The sequence below is a fragment of the Nocardia wallacei genome (genome assembly GCF_029868745.1).
Lineage (GTDB): Bacteria > Actinomycetota > Actinomycetes > Mycobacteriales > Mycobacteriaceae > Nocardia > Nocardia wallacei_B.
Genome location: NZ_JARWOP010000390.1, coordinates 1 through 21522 on the forward strand (window position 1 = coordinate 1; position 21522 = coordinate 21522).

20 protein-coding genes, 2 tRNA genes and 1 pseudogene are annotated in these 21522 nt (G+C 67.7%); 8 read left to right on the forward strand and 15 right to left on the reverse strand.

Annotated elements, in window-relative coordinates; all coding sequences use genetic code 11:
- From QH470_RS37675 to QH470_RS37685, 3 genes are all read right to left on the reverse strand, one after another.
- A partial coding sequence (locus tag QH470_RS37675; RefSeq protein WP_280277181.1) for a toll/interleukin-1 receptor domain-containing protein occupies window positions 1-1596 on the reverse strand: 1596 nt, incomplete at its 3' end.
- A 277-nt stretch (window positions 1597-1873) separates the two neighbouring features.
- Window positions 1874-1947: transfer RNA gene (locus QH470_RS37680), tRNA-Met, on the reverse strand.
- Between the two features lie 115 nt (window positions 1948-2062).
- Window positions 2063-2548 (reverse strand): MarR family winged helix-turn-helix transcriptional regulator, encoded by a 486-nt coding sequence (locus tag QH470_RS37685; RefSeq protein WP_280277182.1) that lies wholly within the window; start codon window positions 2546-2548, stop codon window positions 2063-2065.
- Between the two features lie 180 nt (window positions 2549-2728).
- Between QH470_RS37685 and QH470_RS37690 the strand changes: the two genes are divergently transcribed.
- Window positions 2729-3172: a nitroreductase/quinone reductase family protein gene (locus QH470_RS37690; protein ID WP_280277183.1), complete on the forward strand. Its 444-nt coding sequence runs from the start codon at window positions 2729-2731 to the stop codon at window positions 3170-3172.
- Window positions 3173-3232: 60 nt separating this feature from the next.
- On the opposite strand, the pseudogene QH470_RS37695 reads toward QH470_RS37690, so the two are convergent.
- The 4 genes and pseudogenes from QH470_RS37695 to QH470_RS37710 form a co-directional block, all read right to left on the reverse strand.
- Window positions 3233-3763 (reverse strand): annotated as a pseudogene (locus tag QH470_RS37695) (IS30 family transposase); the annotation flags it as partial.
- 320 nt (window positions 3764-4083) lie between these two features.
- The gene (locus QH470_RS37700) at window positions 4084-4377 is read right to left on the reverse strand and encodes a hypothetical protein (protein ID WP_280277185.1); all 294 of its coding nucleotides are present in this window, start codon (window positions 4375-4377) and stop codon (window positions 4084-4086) included.
- Window positions 4378-4385: 8 nt separating this feature from the next.
- Window positions 4386-4808 carry a hypothetical protein gene (locus tag QH470_RS37705; protein WP_280277186.1) on the reverse strand — a complete coding sequence of 141 codons (423 nt, stop codon included), beginning with the start codon at window positions 4806-4808 and terminating at the stop codon, window positions 4386-4388.
- 154 nt (window positions 4809-4962) lie between these two features.
- On the reverse strand, window positions 4963-5256 hold the full coding sequence (locus tag QH470_RS37710) for a GntR family transcriptional regulator (RefSeq protein ID WP_280277187.1): 294 nt from the start codon (window positions 5254-5256) through the stop codon (window positions 4963-4965).
- A 218-nt stretch (window positions 5257-5474) separates the two neighbouring features.
- Here QH470_RS37710 and QH470_RS37715 point away from each other — a divergent pair, with 218 nt between their 5' ends.
- Window positions 5475-6380, forward strand: coding sequence for an IS5 family transposase (locus tag QH470_RS37715; RefSeq protein WP_280277188.1), 906 nt, complete (start codon window positions 5475-5477; stop codon window positions 6378-6380).
- 206 nt (window positions 6381-6586) lie between these two features.
- On the opposite strand, the gene QH470_RS37720 is transcribed toward QH470_RS37715, so the two are convergent.
- Window positions 6587-6660: transfer RNA gene (locus QH470_RS37720), tRNA-Met, on the reverse strand.
- A gap of 504 nt (window positions 6661-7164) precedes the next feature.
- Between QH470_RS37720 and QH470_RS37725 the strand changes: the two genes are divergently transcribed.
- Entirely contained in the window at window positions 7165-7704 is a 540-nt protein-coding gene (locus tag QH470_RS37725; RefSeq protein ID WP_280277189.1) for a transglycosylase family protein, read from the forward strand.
- A gap of 81 nt (window positions 7705-7785) precedes the next feature.
- Here QH470_RS37725 and QH470_RS37730 read toward each other — a convergent pair whose 3' ends face one another.
- The gene (locus tag QH470_RS37730; RefSeq protein WP_280277190.1) at window positions 7786-10782 is read right to left on the reverse strand and encodes a UPF0182 family protein; all 2997 of its coding nucleotides are present in this window, start codon (window positions 10780-10782) and stop codon (window positions 7786-7788) included.
- Between the two features lie 219 nt (window positions 10783-11001).
- Between QH470_RS37730 and QH470_RS37735 the strand changes: the two genes are divergently transcribed.
- A complete protein-coding gene (locus QH470_RS37735) occupies window positions 11002-11607 on the forward strand; it encodes a PPA1309 family protein (protein WP_425302857.1) in 606 nt (201 codons plus the stop codon).
- 9 nt (window positions 11608-11616) lie between these two features.
- Here the strand turns inward: QH470_RS37735 and QH470_RS37740 are convergent, their stop codons facing one another.
- Window positions 11617-12642: a YlbL family protein gene (locus QH470_RS37740; protein ID WP_280277192.1), complete on the reverse strand. Its 1026-nt coding sequence runs from the start codon at window positions 12640-12642 to the stop codon at window positions 11617-11619.
- A 50-nt stretch (window positions 12643-12692) separates the two neighbouring features.
- On the opposite strand from QH470_RS37740, the gene QH470_RS37745 reads away from it, so the two are divergent.
- A complete protein-coding gene (locus QH470_RS37745) occupies window positions 12693-14105 on the forward strand; it encodes a zinc-dependent metalloprotease (RefSeq protein ID WP_280277193.1) in 1413 nt (470 codons plus the stop codon).
- Window positions 14106-14150: 45 nt separating this feature from the next.
- Here QH470_RS37745 and QH470_RS37750 read toward each other — a convergent pair whose 3' ends face one another.
- Together QH470_RS37750 and QH470_RS37755 are read right to left on the reverse strand one after the other, a co-directional pair.
- Complete coding sequence (locus QH470_RS37750; protein WP_280277194.1) at window positions 14151-15026, reverse strand: TIGR03620 family F420-dependent LLM class oxidoreductase; 876 nt, start codon at window positions 15024-15026, stop codon at window positions 14151-14153.
- 106 nt (window positions 15027-15132) lie between these two features.
- Window positions 15133-15465, reverse strand: a complete 333-nt coding sequence (locus QH470_RS37755; RefSeq protein WP_280277195.1) for an ArsR/SmtB family transcription factor — start codon at window positions 15463-15465, stop codon at window positions 15133-15135.
- A gap of 214 nt (window positions 15466-15679) precedes the next feature.
- On the opposite strand from QH470_RS37755, the gene QH470_RS37760 reads away from it, so the two are divergent.
- A complete protein-coding gene (locus QH470_RS37760; protein ID WP_280277196.1) occupies window positions 15680-16633 on the forward strand; it encodes a sigma-70 family RNA polymerase sigma factor in 954 nt (317 codons plus the stop codon).
- 9 nt (window positions 16634-16642) lie between these two features.
- On the opposite strand, the gene QH470_RS37765 is transcribed toward QH470_RS37760, so the two are convergent.
- A complete protein-coding gene (locus QH470_RS37765) occupies window positions 16643-17668 on the reverse strand; it encodes an FAS1-like dehydratase domain-containing protein (protein ID WP_280277197.1) in 1026 nt (341 codons plus the stop codon).
- Between the two features lie 430 nt (window positions 17669-18098).
- On the opposite strand from QH470_RS37765, the gene QH470_RS37770 reads away from it, so the two are divergent.
- Window positions 18099-18959: a TOMM precursor leader peptide-binding protein gene (locus QH470_RS37770; protein ID WP_280277198.1), complete on the forward strand. Its 861-nt coding sequence runs from the start codon at window positions 18099-18101 to the stop codon at window positions 18957-18959.
- A 299-nt stretch (window positions 18960-19258) separates the two neighbouring features.
- Window positions 19259-20602, forward strand: coding sequence for an ABC1 kinase family protein (locus tag QH470_RS37775; RefSeq protein WP_280277199.1), 1344 nt, complete (start codon window positions 19259-19261; stop codon window positions 20600-20602).
- Between the two features lie 89 nt (window positions 20603-20691).
- Here QH470_RS37775 and QH470_RS37780 read toward each other — a convergent pair whose 3' ends face one another.
- Both QH470_RS37780 and QH470_RS37785 read right to left on the reverse strand, forming a co-directional pair.
- On the reverse strand, window positions 20692-20976 hold the full coding sequence (locus QH470_RS37780; RefSeq protein WP_342213872.1) for a WhiB family transcriptional regulator: 285 nt from the start codon (window positions 20974-20976) through the stop codon (window positions 20692-20694).
- A 161-nt stretch (window positions 20977-21137) separates the two neighbouring features.
- Window positions 21138-21452 carry a hypothetical protein gene (locus QH470_RS37785; protein WP_280277200.1) on the reverse strand — a complete coding sequence of 105 codons (315 nt, stop codon included), beginning with the start codon at window positions 21450-21452 and terminating at the stop codon, window positions 21138-21140.
- Between the last annotated feature and the right edge of the window lie 70 nt (window positions 21453-21522).

The window sequence follows — 21522 nt, forward strand, 5'->3', positions numbered from 1 at the left end:
TCCCCAATGGCGCGCGCGGGTCCTGTAACCCCACAGTGGGCCGCCCCCGTCGCCGCCACCGCCGGGGGCGACGGTAGTCGCCTGCGGGGCGAATGCCGCCGACGCGAGCAATCCCGTTCCGCCGGTGGAGATCTCACGCAGCGTACGCCCACTGGTCGCATCGGCCAGCAGGACGAGCCCGGCACCGTGGCCGGTGGCTACCGTCGCGCCGTCCCGACTGAAATCCACCGACCACGCCGTACCGATCGTGCCGGTCACCGGCAAACCCCGCGCCTGCCCGGTGGCGACGTCCCACGACTTGACGGTGTCGTCGAAGCCCGCGGTGACCAAGGTCGAGCCGTCCTCGCTGAAGCGAACGGCCTTGACCGAATTCCGGTGCGCCGCTATCACATCGCCATGTTGCGTGCGGGTCGCGGTCTCCCACAGGCGAACTGACCCGTCGGATCCGTCGCCTGTGGCGAGCAGCGCGCCGTCCTTGCTGAAGGCGACCGACACGATGGACACATGACTCGTCGATAGCTCGAAACGGCTTCTCCCGCTTGATACTTCCCAGCCTCGTACCATCCCGTCCTTGCTCACTGTCGCGAGTGTCGCGCTATCGGGGCTGAAGGCGAGCGCGGCGACATAGTCAGGGTGACCGGTGAGTGGTTCGCCCCGCGGGCGCCCGGTCACCGCGTCCCAGAGCCGAACTGTCTTGTCCGCGCTGCCCGTCGCGATGGTGGCACCGTCCGGGCTGTACGCGATCGCCGTCACGGCCGCCTTATGCGCGGGGATGACGCGGCGAGCGCGGTTCACCACTGCCGCACGCAGCGCGGCTTCGGCGTTCGCCCGCTCCGACGCGACGCCGAGATTCACGGCCGCGACCGCGAATAGCCGCGCCAGGTCCGGATCCGACCCTGCCAGCTGGCGTGACTGCGCGATCAGCTTGCGCGATGTCGCCAAATCGCGCTCGTCGCGAGCGGCGTCGCGCTGGAAGACGAAGCCCAGGCTCGCGACCAAGGCAGCGATGAGGAACACCGCGAGCGCAGCGAAGACATACCGGTGCTGGCGGGTGTCATATTTCATGAGCGTGCGCTTGTCCGTGCCATGGATCGGTGCGGCCAGCGTCGCGACCGCATCCTTGAAGGACTCGTCCCGCAGGCTCGGCCTACCGTATCGACCTGGCCGCAGATCGACCCACAGTGGTTCCTCGTCGAAGTAGCCGGTCAGCCGCGCGGGCAACGCGCTCGTCGCCGGCCAATCGAAGTCACCCGACTCGTCGTCCCACACCGCTGCGCCGTCGGTGATGGCGATCAGGAAGTTGGCTCGTTCGCGATGCCGGATCCAGTGGTCGATCTCGGCGCCGACCCACGTCGATTGGGCGGCCTCCGGCGAGGCGAGCAGGAGGAAATACCGGGACCGATCGAGCGCGATGCGGATTTCGCGACCAAGGGCGTCGGCGGCGGGCAGGTCGGTCTGATCGCGAAAGACGCGCAGAGCTCGCGCTCGGTACCATGGCCGACCCAGACGCTCGAGGGCCCGCTGCAACCCGGGTGGTAGAGCGCTGTCGGTGGTGTGGCTGTAGGAGATGAATACGTCGATGTCATCAGCGGCCAACGGCTTGTCTCCCCCATACCAGAGTCACGAGGCTCTTGCGTCGTCCACTCTAATTACGCGCCAACATGTTTGGGGTGGCAACGGCCAAGATCGCACGATAACCGTCCGATACTGGTGGAGCAGCCCCGGATGAAGGTTCCGCTGTCCACGCTGTCACGCGCATGGTGGGGCGGGACGTCACGGACACCACGGCACAGGTGACACTTAGTTCGGCTAATGATGCCAATTCAACGCGGAAACGGCCCGGAACCAGTAGGTTCCAGGCCGTTTCCTCTAGTAGCGGGGACAGGATTTGAACCTGCGACCTCTGGGTTATGAGCCCAGCGAGCTACCGAGCTGCTCCACCCCGCGTCGGGTAGTTATGACCCTACACGACCTCGGTCCGCACCCCAAAACCGCAGGACCGGGGCCGAATCGGGGTGCTTGCGGGCGAACGGTTGTGCCGGCCGGCCGACGCTCCGCTAACTCAACCGTCGGCGAGTTCGTCGGCGGCTTCCTGGCCGGCGGCGCTGGTGCGGCGCAGGAAGTCGGCGATGGTCTCGAGTTCGGCCTCGGAGTAGTGCCGGCACAGTGCGTCCATCCGGCTGTTCATACCCGAAAATAGTTCGTAGAGTTCGGGATTGCGGTCGCGCACGACCCGTAGAGTGACGGCCCGGCGATCGGCCGCCTCGGGGTCGCGTTCGCGCACGATCCAGCCGCCCTTCTGCAACCGGTCGAGGATGCCGGTCAACGTGGCCGGGTGCAGGCCGGCCCGGCGGGACAGCGTGGAGGGTGACATCGGACCGTGCCTGTTGATCAGATCGAGGCAGGTCCAGTCGACGTCCCGCAACTCGACTCGCCCGCCGAACCGCCGATTGAGCAGCGAAAGCTGAATGTTCAACTCGCGCAACGCGTCTCTGACCTCGACGGCCAGCTTCCGCTGCCGTCGAGACGCCGCGCGCTCGGTTCCCATCGTCACCCCACCTCGGCTTTACTGCCTCATACGGATTCCATATCGTACGGCACGCTCGGACACTTCCACAGCAGCGAGGGACACCGTCGGAGACAGCCGACCACGGCACCTCACCAACGCGAGAGAAAGTATGTAAACGATACTATATCCATCTCGGATATTACGGCTTACACTGGTCTCATGAACGCAGATAGTTACCGCCGCCGAGTCAACACCGTCAACAAGATCATCTCTGGCCTGCAACGAGCCGGGATCGCCTTCGGCCCGATGCAACTGCTCACGGTGCGAGGTCGGCGCACGGGCAAGCTGCTCACCTTCCCCATCGCGGTGAACGAGCTCGGCGGCGGCAGATACATCGTCCAGGCGTTCCCGAAGGCCGCCTGGGTGGCGAACGTGCGCGCAGCCGATACGGTCACGCTGGCGCGCGGACGGAAGACGTCGACGGCCCGCCTGGTCGAGGTGCCGGTGCCCGATCGCGGGCCGCTCCTGCGCGAGTTGGTCGAGACCAGTCCAGCGAGCGTCGGACAGCGATTCGTCACCACGGGCCTGGCCGACCTCCCGACGCCGGAAGGAGTCGCCGCGGCAGCGGACCGGATTGCCGTATTCAGCGTCGAGCCGGCCTGATTCGGCTCACCCTCGGCCCCGGCCGCGGTCGGTAAGCCTGGAAATGAACCGGCCCCGGAACCAGATCGTTTCGTGGCTCACCCGCATACTCTCGTCGTCGGGGAAGTCCTTGCGCAGACGATGCGAGATCTGCTCCGGCGACAACCGCCGCGACAGCCCCTCGGCCACCGTATCCCGCAAGGGCTGGTTGTCCACCAGCTTGGACCGCTTGGTCCGGGCGCGAGCCGCGGCCGCGGCCTGATCGGCACGATACCGCCGCCGTGCCTCAGGCTTGCCCCGCCTCCGCCGCGCGGCGCCGACCACACCATCAGCCACCAGAATTCGCCGAGCCACCGAAAACGCCACCCCGGCAGTCTTGGCCGCACGATTCACCGACCCTGTCGCGGCGAACACCGACTTGATCAACTCCGCATCCACCGGCCGCGGCACACTCCTGGCCCTACCAACCCCGGCGCCCCTAACCCGCAAGATCGCATAACACCGCTGCCGCGTAATCCCCAACACCACAGCCGCTTCCTTCACCGCGACACCAGAATCGACCAACCCAACCAGACGATCCCCGAACCGAGCCACATCCTCCGAAAACGACACAGTCGCCGCAACCTCTCAAATCGAGAGTGTTACGACGACCGTGTGAACCCGCGCAGACAGCCTCGTCCGGCTCGAACGCAGTCGTAGAGTGGATTCACCCTTGTACTCCAACTCCGCGACCCGCGCTCGGTACCCCGTGCTCGGCCATCAGCGTTACGTCCGCGCCGCTCACCGTAGCCCCGTCAAGCCGTCCGGTGAGCCGATCACCGGCCCTACCCCAGTCGACGCGAAGTCGCCGGAACGCAGCGAGCCCCGCCTGCAAGGGGTACAGGTGGGGCTCGGGACCGGGGTCAGCTGGAACTCTTACAGTGGCCAGGCGGTCACGCCGGGCGGGCCGACTCTCCGATCCCTAGCCGCTCCATCGCCCAGTCGAAAGCGGCGTACTCGTCGGAGGCCGGGATGCTGCGTGTGTAGTAGAGGCCCGGAGTGATCCACCGGAAGCGACGCCAGCCCTGGCGTGGGCGGACTACCCAGAAACCGAACTCACGATATGGGCGCCAGCCCAGATGTGCGCCTTTCGGCGGTCGCTGCATGCGAGCCATCAAGGGATAGACGACGTTGTGTCGCGCCCAGATCCACGGGTTACGTGCCGAACGGCCGGGAACCAATCTCATGTCGCGTCCTAGCAGCTGATGATCGTGACTGGGGTGTGGACAGAGTATGTATAGTACCCGGCACTCGACGTCTCCCATATGGCCGCGATACCTCGCCACAATCCGGGCTCGCACTGCGCCCACGTCGCGATGTTCAACCGCGGATTCGGAATCTTGTGGCGGCTGTCTTCGGCAGCGCGCGTAGTGAATTCGCCTCCGCCTCGGCGCGGCGAGAAGACCAGGGTCAGCGAGATGGAGAATTCGTCAGGTGGCGTCGTGCAGTCGGCGTATCCGCCGGCGATCACCGCGCCGTGTTCGACGTAGGGCTGCCCCCTGACAAACGCGAAGCCACACAGATTTTCCGCATGTGCTGGCGGGGTGGGCGTAAGGATGGTGGCGATAGCGCCGATCAGAGCAGCAGCGCAGACGGACGCGATCGATCGCAGTTTCATAAAAGTATTCCCCCAAGTTCGATGCGCCTTCGCGCACAAACAGTTTCGCATCGATGGACCACGCTGGCAACTGAATTATGTTGCCGCACTGGGCATAACCCGCCTCGTTGCTCCGTCCTCGGGGGCGCCGGTGCCAATACGATCCACGCGGACCTCAGCCGTTCGCACGTGTCGAAGTCTCAGCCCCGCGGCGCCACTCGCTGCGGCTGAGCAGCTCGAGGTAGCCGAGTTCCAGGCCAACACGGTGGTCCGGGTGACGGGGGTCGCTGCGGTCGACACTCGTGCCGTACGTGACGACATCGCCGTGGTTGCTCGTGTTGACCAGACCCTCGGAAGCCAACTCACGCAACGCTTTCGCCGCGGTGGTGTGTGCGATGCTCCACTGCTGGGCGAGGTCACGAACCGTGGGCAACCGCTGCCCGCGGCGCAGCTCCCTGTAGACGATCATGCGCCGGTAGTGCTCGACCGACTGCAGATCGACCGGTTCCGGCCGCTGCAGTCGCGAGGCTCCGGAGCGCTAGGGCCTGTGTCGAAGTGAAGTGAGGGTGGCACCGCTGCGTGGTACCACCCTTGTCTGCTTCTGAAAGTTGTTGTCTGCGTTGGCGAATGGGCGAGGTCTCCGGTAAGTAGTTCAGCGACCAAGCCAGAACGAATACCGGAGACCTCGTGCCCAGCGTAGCGGTGGCGGGGCGGGCGGATCTCACCGATGCCCAGTGGGCGCGGTGGGAGCCGTTGCTGCCTCGTGGGAAGAAGGCGGGACGCCCGCCGACATGGACGAAACGGCAGCTCATCGACGGGATCCGGTGGCGGGCGCGGGTGGGTTGCCCGTGGCGTGACGTGCCGCCGCAGTACGGGTCGTGGTCGGCGGTGTACGGGTTGTTCCGCCGCTGGCAGCGCGGCGGGGTGTGGCTGGTGATCTGGAAGTTGTTGCAGGTCTTCGCTGATGCGGCCGGGCTGATCGGATGGCAGGTAAGTGTGGACTCCACGATCACCCGCGCCCATCCCCACGCTGCCGGTGCCCGCCGCGAGGGCGGCGGGCAGGCCGAACCGCCGGGTGGTCGTGGTGCGCCCGAGCCTGCCGATCACGGGTTGGGCCGGTCGCGGGGCGGGTGGACGAGCAAGCTGCATCTGGCGTGTGAGCGAGGTTGCCGAGTGCTGGCACTGTTGATCACTGCCGGTCAGGCCGCCGACAGCCCTCGATTCACGACCGTGCTCGACGCGATCGAGGTCGGCAAGCCGGTCGGCGGGCGGCCGCGGAAACGACCGGATCGGGTCCTTGCCGACAAGGCGTACTCCAGCCGTCACAACCGGGACTGGCTACGTCGGCGCGGGATCAAAGCGACGATCCCGGTCCCGGCCGGCCAAGCCGCCCACCGCCGCAATCGCGGCCGTGCCGGTGGCCGCCCGTCAGCGTTCGACTCGATCGTCTACCGCGACCGCAACACCGTCGAACGAGGCATCAACCAGCTCAAACAACACCGCGCTGTGGCGACCCGGTACGACAAACTCGCCGTCCGCTACCTCGCCACCATCCACATCGCCGCCATCAACCAATGGCTCCGACACCAGTGAAGGCAGGCCACAAGCCCGCCTCCACCCACTTCGACACAGGCCCTAGTTCATCCGCGAGCTGATCGTCGACGGCACCAACGAGGGCCGCGTAGTCACGTCCATACCGAGCGGGACGCCACAACACAGATGACACTTGGTTCCGCTAATGATGCCATCCACCACGAAAACGGCCCCGGAACCAGTGGTTCCGGGGCCGTTCCGTCTAGTAGCGGGGACAGGATTTGAACCTGCGACCTCTGGGTTATGAGCCCAGCGAGCTACCGAGCTGCTCCACCCCGCGTCGGTGAACACAACATTACACACAGGTGGTGAGGACATACAAATCGGGTGGTCAGGGCGGGTTTCCGGGTGCGCGGAGATGATCATGAGCGGGCGATCCGGACATCGGGCCCGAAAGTATCCGTCGGATCACTTCTACGCACACGCGCGTCCCCCACGCAAGAGCGGAGAAACGTGAGCCGGACCACAATCACAGGGTGATCTATAACACATAACGAACCGATAACAGACCGACCGGAATTTCCAAATGGAGCATAGCTATCCTGCATCAACGCCCTCAATTCGGTTATGCGCTTCATGCATTCCAGACGTTATCAAGACGTGATCTGTCGAAATCTGTTCGTTATCGTCGTGCTCGGCCCGGATCGATCCTCGTGACGGGCAACCGACCCGAACCGCTGCACGCCGGTGATCCTGCCCCGCGGTTCGAGGGATCCCCGACCTCCTGGGGGCAGGGACCGACGGTTCGCCGTCGTGCTGGTGGGCGCAGGGAGGGAAACAGCCAATGAACAAGAACCGGAAGATCAGCAGTCGCGCCCTCGGCCTCGCCGCCGTCACCGGCGCCCTTGTTGCCGTCCCGTTCGCCATGTCCAGCACGGCTTCCGCCGCTGCACACGACTGGGACGGTGTCGCCCAGTGCGAGAGTGGCGGCAACTGGAACATCAACACCGGCAACGGCTACTACGGGGGACTGCAGTTCACGCAGAGCACCTGGAACGCCAACGGTGGCTCCGGCAGCCCGGCCCACGCCTCCAAGGAGGAGCAGATCCGGGTCGCCGAGAACGTCCTCGCCACGCAGGGCGTGGGCGCTTGGCCGGTGTGCGGCCAGTACCTGCGCTGGGGCGCCGGCGACGACAGCGTCGCGCAGCCCGAGCCGCAGCCGGAGGAGCCCGCTGCGCCCGCCCCTTCCCCGTCCGACCGCCAGGCCCTGCTCGACCAGGCCAAGAGCACCGGCGACCAGCTCGCCACCCAGTTCGGCGTCACCGACCAGTACCAGCAGATCCTGCAGCAGAACAGCGGGCTCATCGAGTCGCTCGGCCGCTGACGCGAAAGCTCTCCATACCGGGAGAAACGACACGGCGCCGCCATCAATGACGATGGCGGCGCCGTGTCGCGTGTCGGCCGGCTATCCGCCGGCCTTGTTGTAATCGTCGACGGCCTTCTGCAAGGTCTCCAGCGCCTGGCCCAGGCGACCGAGATCGCCCGACTTCTGCGCGTCCTCCACGCCCTTCAGCGCGTCGTTGATCTCCTTGACCGCGGCATCCTTACCGGCCGACCCGGTCGAGGGCGGGGTGACCGGCGGCTGGGTGCCCTGGTTGGCGGGCGGCGCGGTGCCGCTCCCGCTGGGCGGCGGGTTGATCGCCTGCTGGCCGGGTTGCTGGGTCGCCGTCGAACCCAGACCCTCCTGAACGTCGTTGAGCGCGTCGCCCAGCGTGGCCTGGTAGCCGACCTTGTCCCCGGAGCTGGCGAGGACCTTCACCAGCTGCGGGAACGATGCCGCGTTGGGTCCGGCATTGCGCTCCAGATACCACGGCTCCACATAGAGCACGCCGCCGTCGCCGACCGGCAGTGTCAGCAGATTCCCGTATTTGATCTTGTTGGTATTGCCACCGGTCAGCACCGTCCGATCACTGGACACCCGGGCATCGGTCGTCATCGACGTCTGCACCTGTTGCGGGCCGGGTGTCTGCGAATCCGTGGGCAGCTTGCGCACGGTGAACTTGCCGTAGTTCTCCGGGTCCGAATTCACCTGGATATAGGCGGCCAGGAACTGCCGCTTGTATCCCACCATCGCGCTGGTCAGGTTGAACTGCGGCTTACCCGTCTGCGGATCGCCCAGCAGCACGTAGTACGGCGGCTGATGCGCGTTGGTCGGGGTATCCGAGGTCGGGTCGCTGGGCACCGACCAGAACGCGTTGGTGGTGAAGAACTCTCGCGGATCGTTCACGTGGTAGCGCGACAGGATGTCCCGCTGCACCTTGAACAGGTCCTCCGGGTAACGGAAGTGGGCCTGCAACTCCGGCGTGATGGCGCTCTTGGGCTGCACCGCGTTCGGGAACACGCCCTCCCACGCCTTCAGCACCGGATCGTTGGAGTCCACCTCGTAGAGGTTCACCGTGCCGTCGTAGGCGTCCACGGTGGCCTTCACCGAGTTGCGGATGTAGCTGACCTCCTTGCGCGGCAGCATCCGTCCGGTGTTCTGATCGATCGAATCCTCGATGCCCTCCAGCGAGGTGCGCTGGGCGTAGGGGAAGTTATCGAGGGTGGTGTAAGTGTCGACGATCCACTGGATGCGGCCGTTGACGACCGCCGGGTAGACATCGCCGTCGGCGGTCAGCCACGGCGCCACCTGCTGCACCCGATCGCGCGGATTCCGGTTGTAGATGATCTTCGAATCCGACCCGATCGCGCCCGAGAACAGGATGTTGCGCTCGGCGTACTTGGCGGCGAAGGCCAGGCGGTTGAACCAGTTGCTGATCGGCACGCCGCCCGACCCGGTGTAGGTGTACTGCGAAGTGCCGGTGTCGTATTCGCGCGGCGGCTGGTCGTTGCCGCCGACGATCGCGTAGTCCGCATCGGACTTGGCGATCATCTCGCCGTAGTAGATGCGCGGCTGGTCGACCTTGATCGCCTGCTTGTCCTTCGGCGTGAACAGGTCGCTGACCGTGGACTGATCGCCGATGTTGAACACCGGGTAGCCGTAACCGCCCGTGTTCGACCCGGCCGAACCGGTCGCGGCCTGCTGCGTCTCCTTCGGCGGCGCGACGTTGACGCGGTTGGCCGGCGCGGCGACGAAACCGTTGCCGTGGGTGTAGACGGTGTGCTTGTTGATCCAGTCGGTCTGGTTGCCGGACAGGTTCTGCGGCACCAGCTCCCGCGCGCCCACGATGTAGTCCTGCACATCGCCGTTGACCGTGTAGCGGTCGATGTCCAGCGGCTCGGGGAAGCCGTAGAAGTTCTGCAACTGCTGGCGCTGGATGAAGGTCTGCGCCAACAGGTTCGGGTCCAGCAGCCGGATGTTCTTGATGGTCTGCTGGTCGGCGGTGATGGACGTCGGGTCCTTGGTCTGGGTGCCCTTGTAGTCCTGGTACTGGACCTTGTCGTCGGTGAGCCCGTACGCCTGCCGGGTGGCGGCGATATTGCGCTCGATGTAGGCCGACTCCTTGGTCGCCGCGTTCGGACGCACCTCGAACTGCTCCACGATCAGCGGCCACACCGCGCCGATCAGAATGGACGACAGCACCAGCAGCGCCGCCGCCATCGCCGGAACCCGCAAGTCCTTCAACACGATTCCGGTGAAGAAGGCGATCGCACAGATGACGGCGATCGACATCAGGATCAGCTTGGCCGGCAACACGGCGTTGATATCGGTGTAGGAACCACCGGTGAAGGTGGGCTCCTTGCGCGTGCTCGACAGCATCGAATACCGGTCGAACCAGTACGCGATCGCCTTGAGCAGCACGAAGGTTCCGGCGATGATCGCGAGCTGAATGCGGGCCGGGCGGGTCAGGGTGCCCTCGCGCCCGGACAGCCGCAGGCCGCCGAACACATAGTGCGTCACCAGATTCGCGAAGAACGCGATCACCGTCGCGACGAACAGCCAGTTCAGCAGCATCTTGTAGAACGGCAGATCGAAGGCGTAGAAGCCGACGTCCAGGCCGAACTGCGGATCCTTCATATTGAACGAGCCGCCGTGCAGGAACATCTGCACCGTCACCCAGCTCGACTGGGCCACCAGCCCGGACAGCAGACCGACCAGCGCCGGAATGCCGATGCCGAACAGCCGCAGCCGTCCCATGACCGTCGTGCGATAGCGCGCGATCGGGTCGTTGGGACCGGCGACCGGGACGAACACCGGGCGGGTCCGGTAGGCCGCCAGCAGCGCCAGCCAGATGAGCAGGCCGACCACGACCGCCACCACCAGGAACAGCAGAATGCGGGTCACCAGCACCGTCGCGTACACGCGCCGGAAACCCAGCTCGCCGAACCACAACCAGTTGGTATAGGCGTCGACCAGCCGTGGCCCGACCAGCAGCAGCGCCGCGATGACGAGGGCTGTCAGCAGCAGCACGCGGCTACGACGGGACAGCGAAGGTAAGCCTGTCGGGGGGCGCATGCCCACGAGCCACTCTCCCAGGTCCGGCGGTGCGCGACTTCCCGGCCGGCGCACCGCAGTCCGATGTTGCGGCGGTCCCTGCGGACCGTCTCTCGCGCCCCACTCTACGTAAAACGGGTCGGTTTGGATCACACTCCCTACCCGAGTGCGTCGCGCGCGGCTCGGCGACGCGTGCCCGCCACGATCGCCAGGTGTCTGTCCCGACGCATCCGGGCAGGCCCTAAGGTGTCGGCCGTGACCATCGTGAACCCCTCCACCGCTCTGTACCGCTGCATCCGCGAAGTGGCCGAGTACGCCGACGGCGAAGGATGGGACCGGCCGCCGCAGCTGTTCGCGCTGGTGCCGACCGCCGATCTGGTCGCGGCCGAGCCGACGCTGGAGGATCAGCTCGCCGACGGTGCGGAACTGACTCCCATTGCGCAGGAACCGCTTCCGGACGACCTGCGCGGGGACTCGATGGCGCTGGACGAATTCCTGGCGACCACCAGCTGGCCGCCGGCGGTGGCGGGCTGCGTGCTGATGCAGCAGATCGTGGTGCTGCCGCCGGACGCCGAGCAGACCCTCGACGACGCCATCGCCCCGCTGCTGGCCGACCGCGACGCCGCCGACCGGGCCGCCCGCAAGGCCGCGGTCACGCACCCGGGCCGGCGCGACGCCCGCCTGTTCGTCGGCACCCTCCGCGACGGCGTCTCACTGAGCCTGCTGCAGATCCGCCCCGACGAGGACGAGGACGATCCCTTCGGCGATCTCGACCTGCGCACCGCCCCCAACCTCGCGCCCAATCTGGTCGAGGCGCTGCGCCACACCTTGGAGAACGAGCCGGAGGACTAGAGCCGGGGCTCAGCCGCAGCTGACCGTGTCCCGCCCCGCGTTGATATCGCCGAGGGATTGCACTGCGCCGGTGAGGGTTTCGACCTTCACCAGTTTCAGGCCGTCGGGGATGCGCTGGCGGGCCTCGTTGCAGTTGTCGGCGGGAACGAGGAAGGTCTCGGCCCCGGCCTCGCGGGCGGCGATCATCTTGTACTGGATGCCGCCGATCGGGCCGACCTTGCCGGTCGGGTCGATGGTGCCGGTGCCGGCGATGAACTTGCCACCGTTGAGCTGTCCGGGGCTCAGCTTGTCGATCATGGCCAGGCTGAACATCAGGCCCGCGGACGGGCCGCCGATATCGGCCAGGTTGAAGGTGACGTCCAGCGGGCCCTGCGGCACCTCTTCCGGTGTGACGCCGAGGTAGCCCTTGGCGTTGTCGTCCGGGCGCGCACCGACTTTCACGTCGAGAGTCTGTTCGGCGCCGTCGCGGCGGACCACCATCGGCACGACGGTGTCGGGCTTGGTCGCCTTCACCGCCTCCACCACGTCCGTGGAGGTGGCGACCGGCTTGCCGCCGACGCTCACCAGCACATCGCCCTTGCGCAGCACGCCGTTGGCCGGGCCGTCCTCGGCGACCGTGCGCAGCCGGACCGTGGTCGGGTACTTCAGATAGTGCAGCGCCGCCAGCTCCGCGTTGTCCTCGGAGTCCTTGAAGTCCTGCTCGTTGGATTTGTCGATCTGATCACGCGGCACGCCCGGCGGGTACACCTCCGAACGCGGCACCAGGCCGTATCGACCGTCGGCCCACAGCACGAACGCCTCGAAAATATTCAGCCCGTCGCGAACGGACACCGTGGTCATGTTGAGGTTGCCGGCCGTCGGATCGACCGCCGCGCCCTGCACGTCGACGACCTGTTTGCCCTCGATATCGCCCAGCGTGTTGAAGGTGGGACCGGGCCCTAGCGCGACGAACGGCACCGTGACGGCGCTGCCGACGACACCGAGCACGAGGACGGGAATCAGGGCAGCCAGCAGCGTGAGGATCCGACGATTCACCCGCAACACAGTAGCGGCTCCCCCGCAGGCGTCCGCGTAGCCTGAGGGTTATGAGCGACGTGCCATTCGGATTCTCGAACCGCGATGACGATCCCGACCGCGACCGGCGGGACGATCAGTCCGGTTCCGGCGCGAACAATCCGTTCGGGATCGGAGGTCCGGGTGCGGGCGGGTTCGATCCGTCGCAGCTCGGGCAGATGCTGACCTCACTGGGGCAGATGTTCTCCAATATCGGCCAGCCGGGCGCGCAGTCCGGTGGTCCGGTGAACTACGACATCGCCAAGCGGCTGGCCCGCCAGCAGCTCGGCTCGAACGTCGAGCCGGTGTCCGCGGGCACGCAGCGGGCCGTGGCCGACGCGGCCCACCTGGCGGAGCTGTGGCTGGACCCGGTCACGACGCTGCCGGCCGGCGCCTCGAAAACGGTGGCGTGGACACCCAACGACTGGATCGAGGAGACCCTGCCGACCTGGCGGCGGCTGTGCGACCCGGTCGCCCAGCAGGTGTCGGGGATGTGGACGGCCACCTTGCCGGAGGAGGCGAAGGAGTTCGCCGCGCCGATGATCGGCATGCTGGGCCAGATGGGTGGCCTGGCGTTCGGCTCGCAACTCGGACAGGCCCTGGGTCAGCTGGCCAAGGAGGTACTGACCTCCACCGACATCGGCCTGCCGCTGGGCCCGACCGGCACCGCGGCGCTGCTGCCCGCGGCCGTCACCGAATTCAGCAAGGGCTTGGAGCGGCCGGAGAGCGAGATCCTGGTCTATCTGGCCGCCCGCGAGGCCGCGCATCAGCGGTTGTTCGCGCACGTGCCCTGGCTGCGTCAGCAGGTGCTGGGCGCGGTGGAGGACTACGCGCGCGGCATCCGGATGGACTTCTCCGCCATCGAGGAGGCGGCCCAGAACATCGATCCGATGACGCTGACCGACCCCTCGAAGTTGGAGGAGCTGCTGTCGCAGGGCACCTTCGAACCGCAGACCACGCCGGAGCAGCAGGCCGCGCTGGAGCGGCTGGAGACTCTGCTCGCGCTGATCGAGGGCTGGGTGCAGGTCGTGGTGACCGATGCCGTGGGCGATCGGCTGCCCGGCGCGGGCGCGCTGGCGGAGACCCTGCGCCGCCGCCGCGCCACCGGCGGTCCCGCCGAGCAGACCTTCGCCACGCTGGTCGGTCTGGAGCTGCGGCCGCGCAAGCTGCGTGAGGCCGCCACCCTGTGGCGACGCCTGACCACCGACGCCGGCACCGAGTCCCGCGATGCCGTCTGGGCCCATCCCGACCTGCTGCCCAGCTCCGAGGACCTGGACAACCCGGCCGGTTTCATCGACGGCGTGATCGGCGGCGGCACCGACGCTTTCGACGACCCGCTGGCCCAGCTGGCCGAGACCGAGGCCCGCGAACGCGCCCAGCGCGAGGCGAAGGAGAAGGGCGAGAACCCGGATCAGGGCAAGGACTCCGGCAGCACCGACTCCTGATCGCCGGGCTCGGCATGTGCCTCCGTCATTGCGGGATAACCGGATTCAGGCGCTGATGGGCTGCGGGAGAAGGGTTTCCGCCAGCGTGCGCCATTGCGCGACAGCCGACTGGCCGGGTTCGACGCCGATCACCTGAACCGCGACATGGTCGGCTCCGGCCTCGATGTGGGCGCGCAGGCGGTCGGCGATGCTGTCCGGCTCGCCCCAGAACACCAGGTCGTCGATGATGCGGTCGCTGCCGCCGCCCGACGTGTCGGCCTCGGTGTAGCCCAGGCGGTGGAACTTGGCGAGGTTGTACGGCGTGCTCAGGTAGGGCACCAGGTGTTCGCGGGCGATCTCGCGCGCCCGATCGGGATCGGTCTCGAACAGCACCGCGTGCTCGACGCCCAGAAAGCTGTTGGGGCCCAGGATTTCTCGCGCCTGCTCGGTATGTGACACGGTGACGTGGTAGGTGTGCGCACCGGCCGCGCGGTCGCGTGCCAGCTCCAGCATCCGGGGACCGTAGGCGGCCAGGATGCGGCGGATCGGCGGTCGGCCGTCGCCCGCCAGCGCGTCCAGTTCGTCGAGGTATTCGGCCATGGCCGCCAGCGGTTTACGCGCGATCGCGCCGACGCCGAGCCCGAGCAGGTGCCGATCCGGGTAGGCCTGGGCCAGCAGCGCGGCGCCACCGTGGGTCGCGCCCGGTGACCGCGGCCCGATCTGCGCGATGGCGTTGACGATGTGCATGCGGTCGGTGGCGGTGAGCAGATTCCCGGCCTGGGTCAGCGCCTCGTGGCCACCGACCTCGGGGAACCAGAAGGCCCGCCAGCCCTGGTCCTCCAGTTCGCGGATCGCCTCACGCATCCCGGCGGCGGACAGATGCTCGAAGTCGAAGGTGTAGATGCCGTACGTCCCCAGGTCCAGGCCGTCGATGGTGCCCATGCAGATCTCCTCTTTCCGATTCGCGCGCCGAGACGCATCGTCATATCGTAGAAATACGATACCTAGAATCATCGGAGAAGTGCGATATGTTCCCGCTCGAGATCGGTTAGAGGGTGTGCCCGAGTTCCGCGACGAGTCGGGCGATGCGCTGCTCGTCCCGCTTGTAGTGGGTCCACTTGCCCACCCGGGTGGACCGCACCAGCCCGGCGCGTTCGAGTTCGGCCAGATACGCCGAGACCGTGGACTGCGCCAGCCCGACCTTCTCCTGGATGTGACTCACACACACGCCGACCTCGTTCATGTCGGCGATCGCGCGTTCCACCGGAAAGTGCTGTTCCGGATCGCGCAGCCAGGCCAGCAGCTGTAGCCGCAGCGGATTCGCCAGCGCCCGCAACGCACGCACCAGATCAGGATCGGGTGCGGCCACAGTTTCCGCCATGACCCCCAGAATAGCGAGGGAGGAACAACGATCGGCCGGGTGGCGATATGGGAGGGTGCCCTCATTTCGCGGGAGCTCGGACGACCGCCGGTGCGGGGCAATTCCCGCCGGTAGGATGGGCGTCACGTTAGCGCCGCAACCCGCGCTGCACAGTCCCGCCCCCCGGCCGCCTACACCGCACAGCCCACAGCCGCACTCGCATTCGGAGGCCTTCGTGACTTTTCGCCCCACCACCGACCGCTCGGCGGCTGTCAGCACGGATCCCATCCGCGACTACCTGCACCGCATCGGTCGTACCGCCCTGCTCACCGCAGAGCAGGAATTCGAACTCGGCGAGCGGATGGCCGTCGGGCTGGAGGCCGAGCGGCGGCTGGCCGAAAGCGCCACGGACGGAACCGAACTCACCAAGTCCGAGCAGCGCGAGCTGACCCGCGCGGCCCGCTCCGGCCGCAGCGCCAAGGATCACATGATCGAGGCCAATCTGCGGCTGGTCGTCTCGATCGCCAAGCGCTATCCCGCGCCCGCCGGCATGTCGCTGCTGGATCTGGTCCAGGAGGGCACGCTCGGCCTCATCCGCGCGGTGGAGAAGTTCGATCACCACCGCGGGCTGAAGTTCTCCACCTATGCCACCTGGTGGATCAAGCAGGCGGTCGGCCGCGCCATCGACGACAAGAGCCGCGCCATTCGCCTGCCCGCCCACGTGGCCGAGATCCTGCACCGGATCACCCGCGCCCAGCGCACCCTGGACCAGCAGCTCGGGCGGCAGGCCACGGCCGACGAACTGGCCGCCGAGCTGGACCTGTCCGCCGAGAAGGTGCGCGAGGTGCTGCGCCACGCCCGCGAGCCGATCTCGCTCCACCTGCAGGTCGGCGACGACGACACCGAACTCGGCGCCCTGATCGCCGACGACTCGCCCGACCCGGCGCAGACGGTCGCCGACTCTCTCATCCGCGGCCGCCTCGCCGATGTGCTGTCCACCCTCGCCGAGCGCGAGGCGCAGGTCCTCGTGCTGCGCTACGGGCTCGACGGCACCGAGCCGCGCACCCTGGAGCAGGTCGGGCGCATCCTGGGCGTCTCGCGCGAACGCATCCGGCAGATCGAGACCAAGAGCATGGCCAAGCTCCGCAAGCCCGCCAGCACGCGGGTGCTCGACGGCCTGCTCGGCTGACCGGCCGCCTCAGGCGAAGCGCGCCTCCACCGTCGCGTATCCGAACAGCTTGCGCCCCTGCGCCGTCGCGTCGACGACCACGGTCGCGGTGCGGCGGGCCGGGTTCAGCCAGGTGACGCGGCCGCGGAACTCGATCGAGGTGGAGTCGCCGGCGCCGACTGGCAGGTAGTGCCTCTTGGGCGCGTACTGCACCCGGTACTTGGCGACCGCGGTCGGATCACCCAGCCACGACGACAGATACCCGGCGGCCAGGCCGAGACTGAGCATGCCCGGTGTCGCACCGCCCGACGGTGTTCCCGGCGTACGCCCGTCGGAATCCGCACGGCTCGGGGCGCCCACCACACTCGCATGATCCATCACGTCCGAAGGCGCGAGCGCGTGACGCCGGAGCGGCAACTCGTAGCCGACCCGCAACTCCGCGTAGTCGACGACCGGCTGCGGCGGCCGCGTGACCGTCGCCCCGTGCTGCCGCACCGGCAGGCGTTCGCCCAGACCCGGCACGCGGGCGCGCGGCCGGGCGGGCACGAGTTCGAGGCCGCGATCGCAGCCGGGCACGCCGGGATGGCGGCCGGAGAGCCGCTGCGTGTGCACGAGCAGTGTCGACGAGCCGATCACGGTGACCTGCCCGAGGTGATCGCGCAGGGTGGTCGCCATGGAGACGATGTCGTAATCGCGGTAGTGCCGGAACGATTCGAAGTGCACATCGCAGCTCACCCGATCCCCGGCCAGCAGCGGGCGCACGATGTCGAGGGCGCGATCGGCGTGCAGGATGCGGCCGATGTGGAAGCCGGGCACCATCGCGGCCAGGGTCTCCTCCTCCGCCCGCATCCACACCATGGTGGCGAACGTCGGCGGTGCGACCAGCGCGCCGAAGCCGCGGGCGACTGCCGCGTCCGCGTCCAGATGGATGCGGTCCGAGTTTCCGACCGCGCGCGCGTAGTCGCGGATGTGTTCGGCCGTCACGGTGAAGGTGTTGCGGGACCGGAGTCGTTCGTCCGATGCCACATGCGGGACGTCGACGGATGCGCTTCCCATGGTGCTCCTTTGCAGCGAATCCGAGCCGGGCGACCGGCTGGTGCGTCCCCGAGGGGACAACCATTGTTTTCCCGGACCGGCCGGATTTCACCCGGGAGGGGCCATGGTCTGGAGATATCACCGTGTTCGGGCGATCGGATTGTGAACCCCACGCCCGCGGTCGTACCGTCCGGATTGTCGCGAACGACGGAAAACGTTGATGCTCCGGCCATTCCGACCGAAGTGGTTTCCACAAGCCGGATCGACGGGTTCGCCGGAATTACGGCGAGCTGGGGATGGTTTCGGTGGACAACGGCGGGAAAGCGACCGCCGAGCGGGGCGCGGACACGTGGGTGTCCTGGCCGAATATCCTGTGGATGACAGCCGAATTCTGTGGATAACCAGGGCTTTCGGGCGTTCGCCCGATGCGGTGCGCGCGAATACTGTCGGCATGACCATGTTTCGGGCGCGCGGGCCGATGTTGCATCCGCGAGTGGCGGTGTTGCGGCGCCCTTCCGGGGCGGTGCAGCTGGGGTGGGATCCGGAGCGGGCCGTGGTGGTGCGGCTACCGGGGGTCGGCGCCGAGCTGATCGCCGAATTCCTGAAGCTACTGGACGGTCTGCGCAGCCATCCGCAGATCATCTGGCAGGCAAGTCGTTTCGGGATCGCGTCGAGCGACGCGCTGCGGCTGCTCGGCGAGATCGACCGCGCCGGATTGCTGCTGCGCCCGCGGACGCCGGCGAGCGCGGTGCGGGCGGTACACGTGCACGGGCGCGGCCCGCTGTCGGAGGCCGTCGCCGCGGGCGTGCGCCGATTGGGGTTGCGGCCCAGCCGGTCCCGCGATCTGGCCCCGGGCGCGGGTGTGGGCCGCGACGCCGACGTGGTGGTGCTCGCCGATGCGCTGGTGCCCGAGCCGCACCTGGTCAACGACCTTGTGCTGCGGCGGGTTCCGCACCTGCAGGTGCGCATCCGCGACGGCCGCGGGGTGGTCGGCCCGCTGGTACTGCCCGGCGGCACCAGCTGCCTGCGCTGCGCCGACCTCACCCGCCGGGACATGGACGCGGAATGGCCGCACCTGGCCGCCCAGCTCCTCGACCGCATCGGTTACGGCTCGCCCGCCATGATCGCCGCCACCGCCGCCCTGGCCCTGCGCGATCTGGAGATCATCCTCGGCGGCGTCGCCGAAACCCCGCCCCGAACCCTCGACACCACACTGGAACTCGACCCGGACACCCACCACATCCATCACCGCACCTGGCCACCCCATCCCGCCTGCGGCTGCCGCGCCATTGTCACCGCCCCGCCGCGCTGAGCGCGCCCACCCGACACAGTGCCGCACCCACGCTGCCCGCCGAGAAGTCCAGCTGATCGAGAGTCAGCGGCTGAACGGACAGAGCGATCCGACCCGGCGGTGAGATGTATCACCTGACGCATCGGGCAGTCCCCGGCGCGTCGGACACTGGCCGCGGCGGCCGGGCCGTGGGGACCCGGTGCGCTTCGGAAATCATGGCCTGGAAGTGGCGATTGTGACCGAAGACACCATCGTGAGAGAGGGATAAGTTCACTCGATTCACATGGCACAGCGCGCGGTACGTCCGCCATGATGGTGAGGTGTCTGAGATTGTGCGTCGACCTTCGTCCCGCAATGCCAAGCTGGCCAAGATTCCGCTGGGGATCGCTGGACGGGCGGCGATGGGATTCGGCCGCAGGCTGGCGGGGGGCGATCGGACCGAGATCAACGCCGAGCTGAACCAGCGGACCGCCGAGCAGCTGTTCGCCGTGCTCGGCGAGCTCAAGGGCGGCGCGATGAAGTTCGGGCAGGCGCTGTCGGTGCTGGAGGCGGCCGTTCCGGAGGAATTCGGCGAGCCCTACCGCGAGGCGCTGACCAAACTGCAGGCCGCGGCGCCGCCGCTGCCCGCCCCCGCCGTGCACCGAGTGCTGGACCAGCAGCTGGGTACGGCCTGGCGGCAGCGTTTCGCCGACTTCGACGACGAGCCGGCCGCCTCGGCCAGCATCGGTCAGGTACACAAGGCGCAGTGGTCCGACGGGCGCACCGTCGCGGTGAAGGTGCAGTACCCGGGCGCCGACGAGGCCCTGCGCGCCGACCTGAAGACGCTGAACCGGATGGCCGGCATGATCGGCGCCGTCGTCCCCGGCGCCGACGTGAAACCGATCCTCGCCGAGATCACCGAGCGCACCGAGGAGGAACTCGACTACCGCACCGAGGCCGCCAATCAGCGCGCGTTCGCCAAGGGCTTCGACGGGCATCCACGCTTCGTGGTGCCGAAGGTGGTCGCCAGCGCCCCGAAGGTGATCGTCACCGAATGGCTGGACGGCACACCGGTTTCCGCGATCATCAAGCGCGGCAACGAGGACCCGGCAGGCACGGTCGCGCTACGCAATCGCGTCGCCGAGCTGATGGGTGAGTTCCACTTCTCCTCCCCCGCGATCGTCGGCAAACTGCACGCCGATCCGCATCCCGGCAACTTCATGGTGCTGGCCGACGACCGCCTGGCCGTCATCGACTACGGAGCCTGCGCCCCGCTGCCCAACGGCTTCCCGCCCATCCTCGGGCAGATGGTGGCGCTGGCGGTCGAGGATCGCTTCGACGAGCTGACCGAGCTGATGTACACCAACGGTTTCGTCATCCCCGGCCGCACCGTCAGCCACCGCGAGATCGCCGATTACCTGCGCCCGTTCACCGATCCCATCCGCACCGAGTCGTTCCACTTCACCCGCAAGTGGATGCAGCGGGTCGCGGGCAAGGCCACCGACGTGAGCCGCCCCGAGATGAAAACCGGTATGTCCCTGCAACTTCCGCCCGAAGACGTGATGATCTTCCGGGTGCTGATGGGCTCGATCGGCATCTACGCGCAGCTCGACGCCGAGGTGCCGTTCATGAAACTGATGCACGACTGGGTGCCCAGCTACGCCGAATACCGCGACGCCGGCTGAATTCTCGCGCGCGACCCGATACAAAGGGCGAGCCCCGCATCTCGGACAGAGATGCGGGGCTCGGTCGGTATTCGAGTCGTGCGTAACCATCACGCCACGGCAACCTTGCGCGGCCGGCCACGGGGGCGCTTGCGGGCGATCACGACACCCTGGTCGAAGATCTCACCGCCCCACACACCCCAGGGCTCAGCACGGTCCAGGGCGGCGGCGAGGCAGCCCTTGCGGATCGGGCAGGTGGCGCACAGGGCCTTCGCCTCCTCCAACTGCGCGGGGCTCTCGGCGAACCACAGGTCGGGGTCGCCGACCCGGCAGGGCAGGTTGAGGGTGACTCCCCGGGTGCGGGAGGTCGGGGCCACGGTCGTGCAGCATGTCACGCGAGAAACGGTCGCGGTGGACACGTCGGTCTCCTTCAGCTCGTGCAGCGGTCGTTTCGTTGTCTTCCGCGAAACCGGTGCCGGTGGCTGGGGCCGATAAAACTATGGCCACGGTCTCGCTTCGGGCGATCCGTGGCCAGGAGGCTCAGGGGAGTAATTCCCTATCTGAGTCGACTTCGATGTCGAGACCTGATCACGGTCGCTGGGTGGATGCGGCGGAGGCGGGCTGCCGGCATACCGTCCGTCTGGTGGTCGGCTGCGTAGGCATTGGCGAATGCGCCGGCAAAAGCCAGGTGCCAGCCCCGCTCGGGCTTGTCCGTATCGATGGCATGCTTCGGGGCTTTGGCGCTTACCCCGAGAATGCCGACGCCGGACAGACCGGTCCCCTGCAAGGTGAGGACCCCACGGGAGGCGGGCACCGACGGAATCGCCGTCGCCGCAACGGCGGTCGAAGCGATGTACACGATTTCGTTCACTGGTCTGCCTCCCTTCGTTCTCGTTGTCCGAATGGCTACTGTGCGCGCCGGAATGACCTCCCGGTGCGTG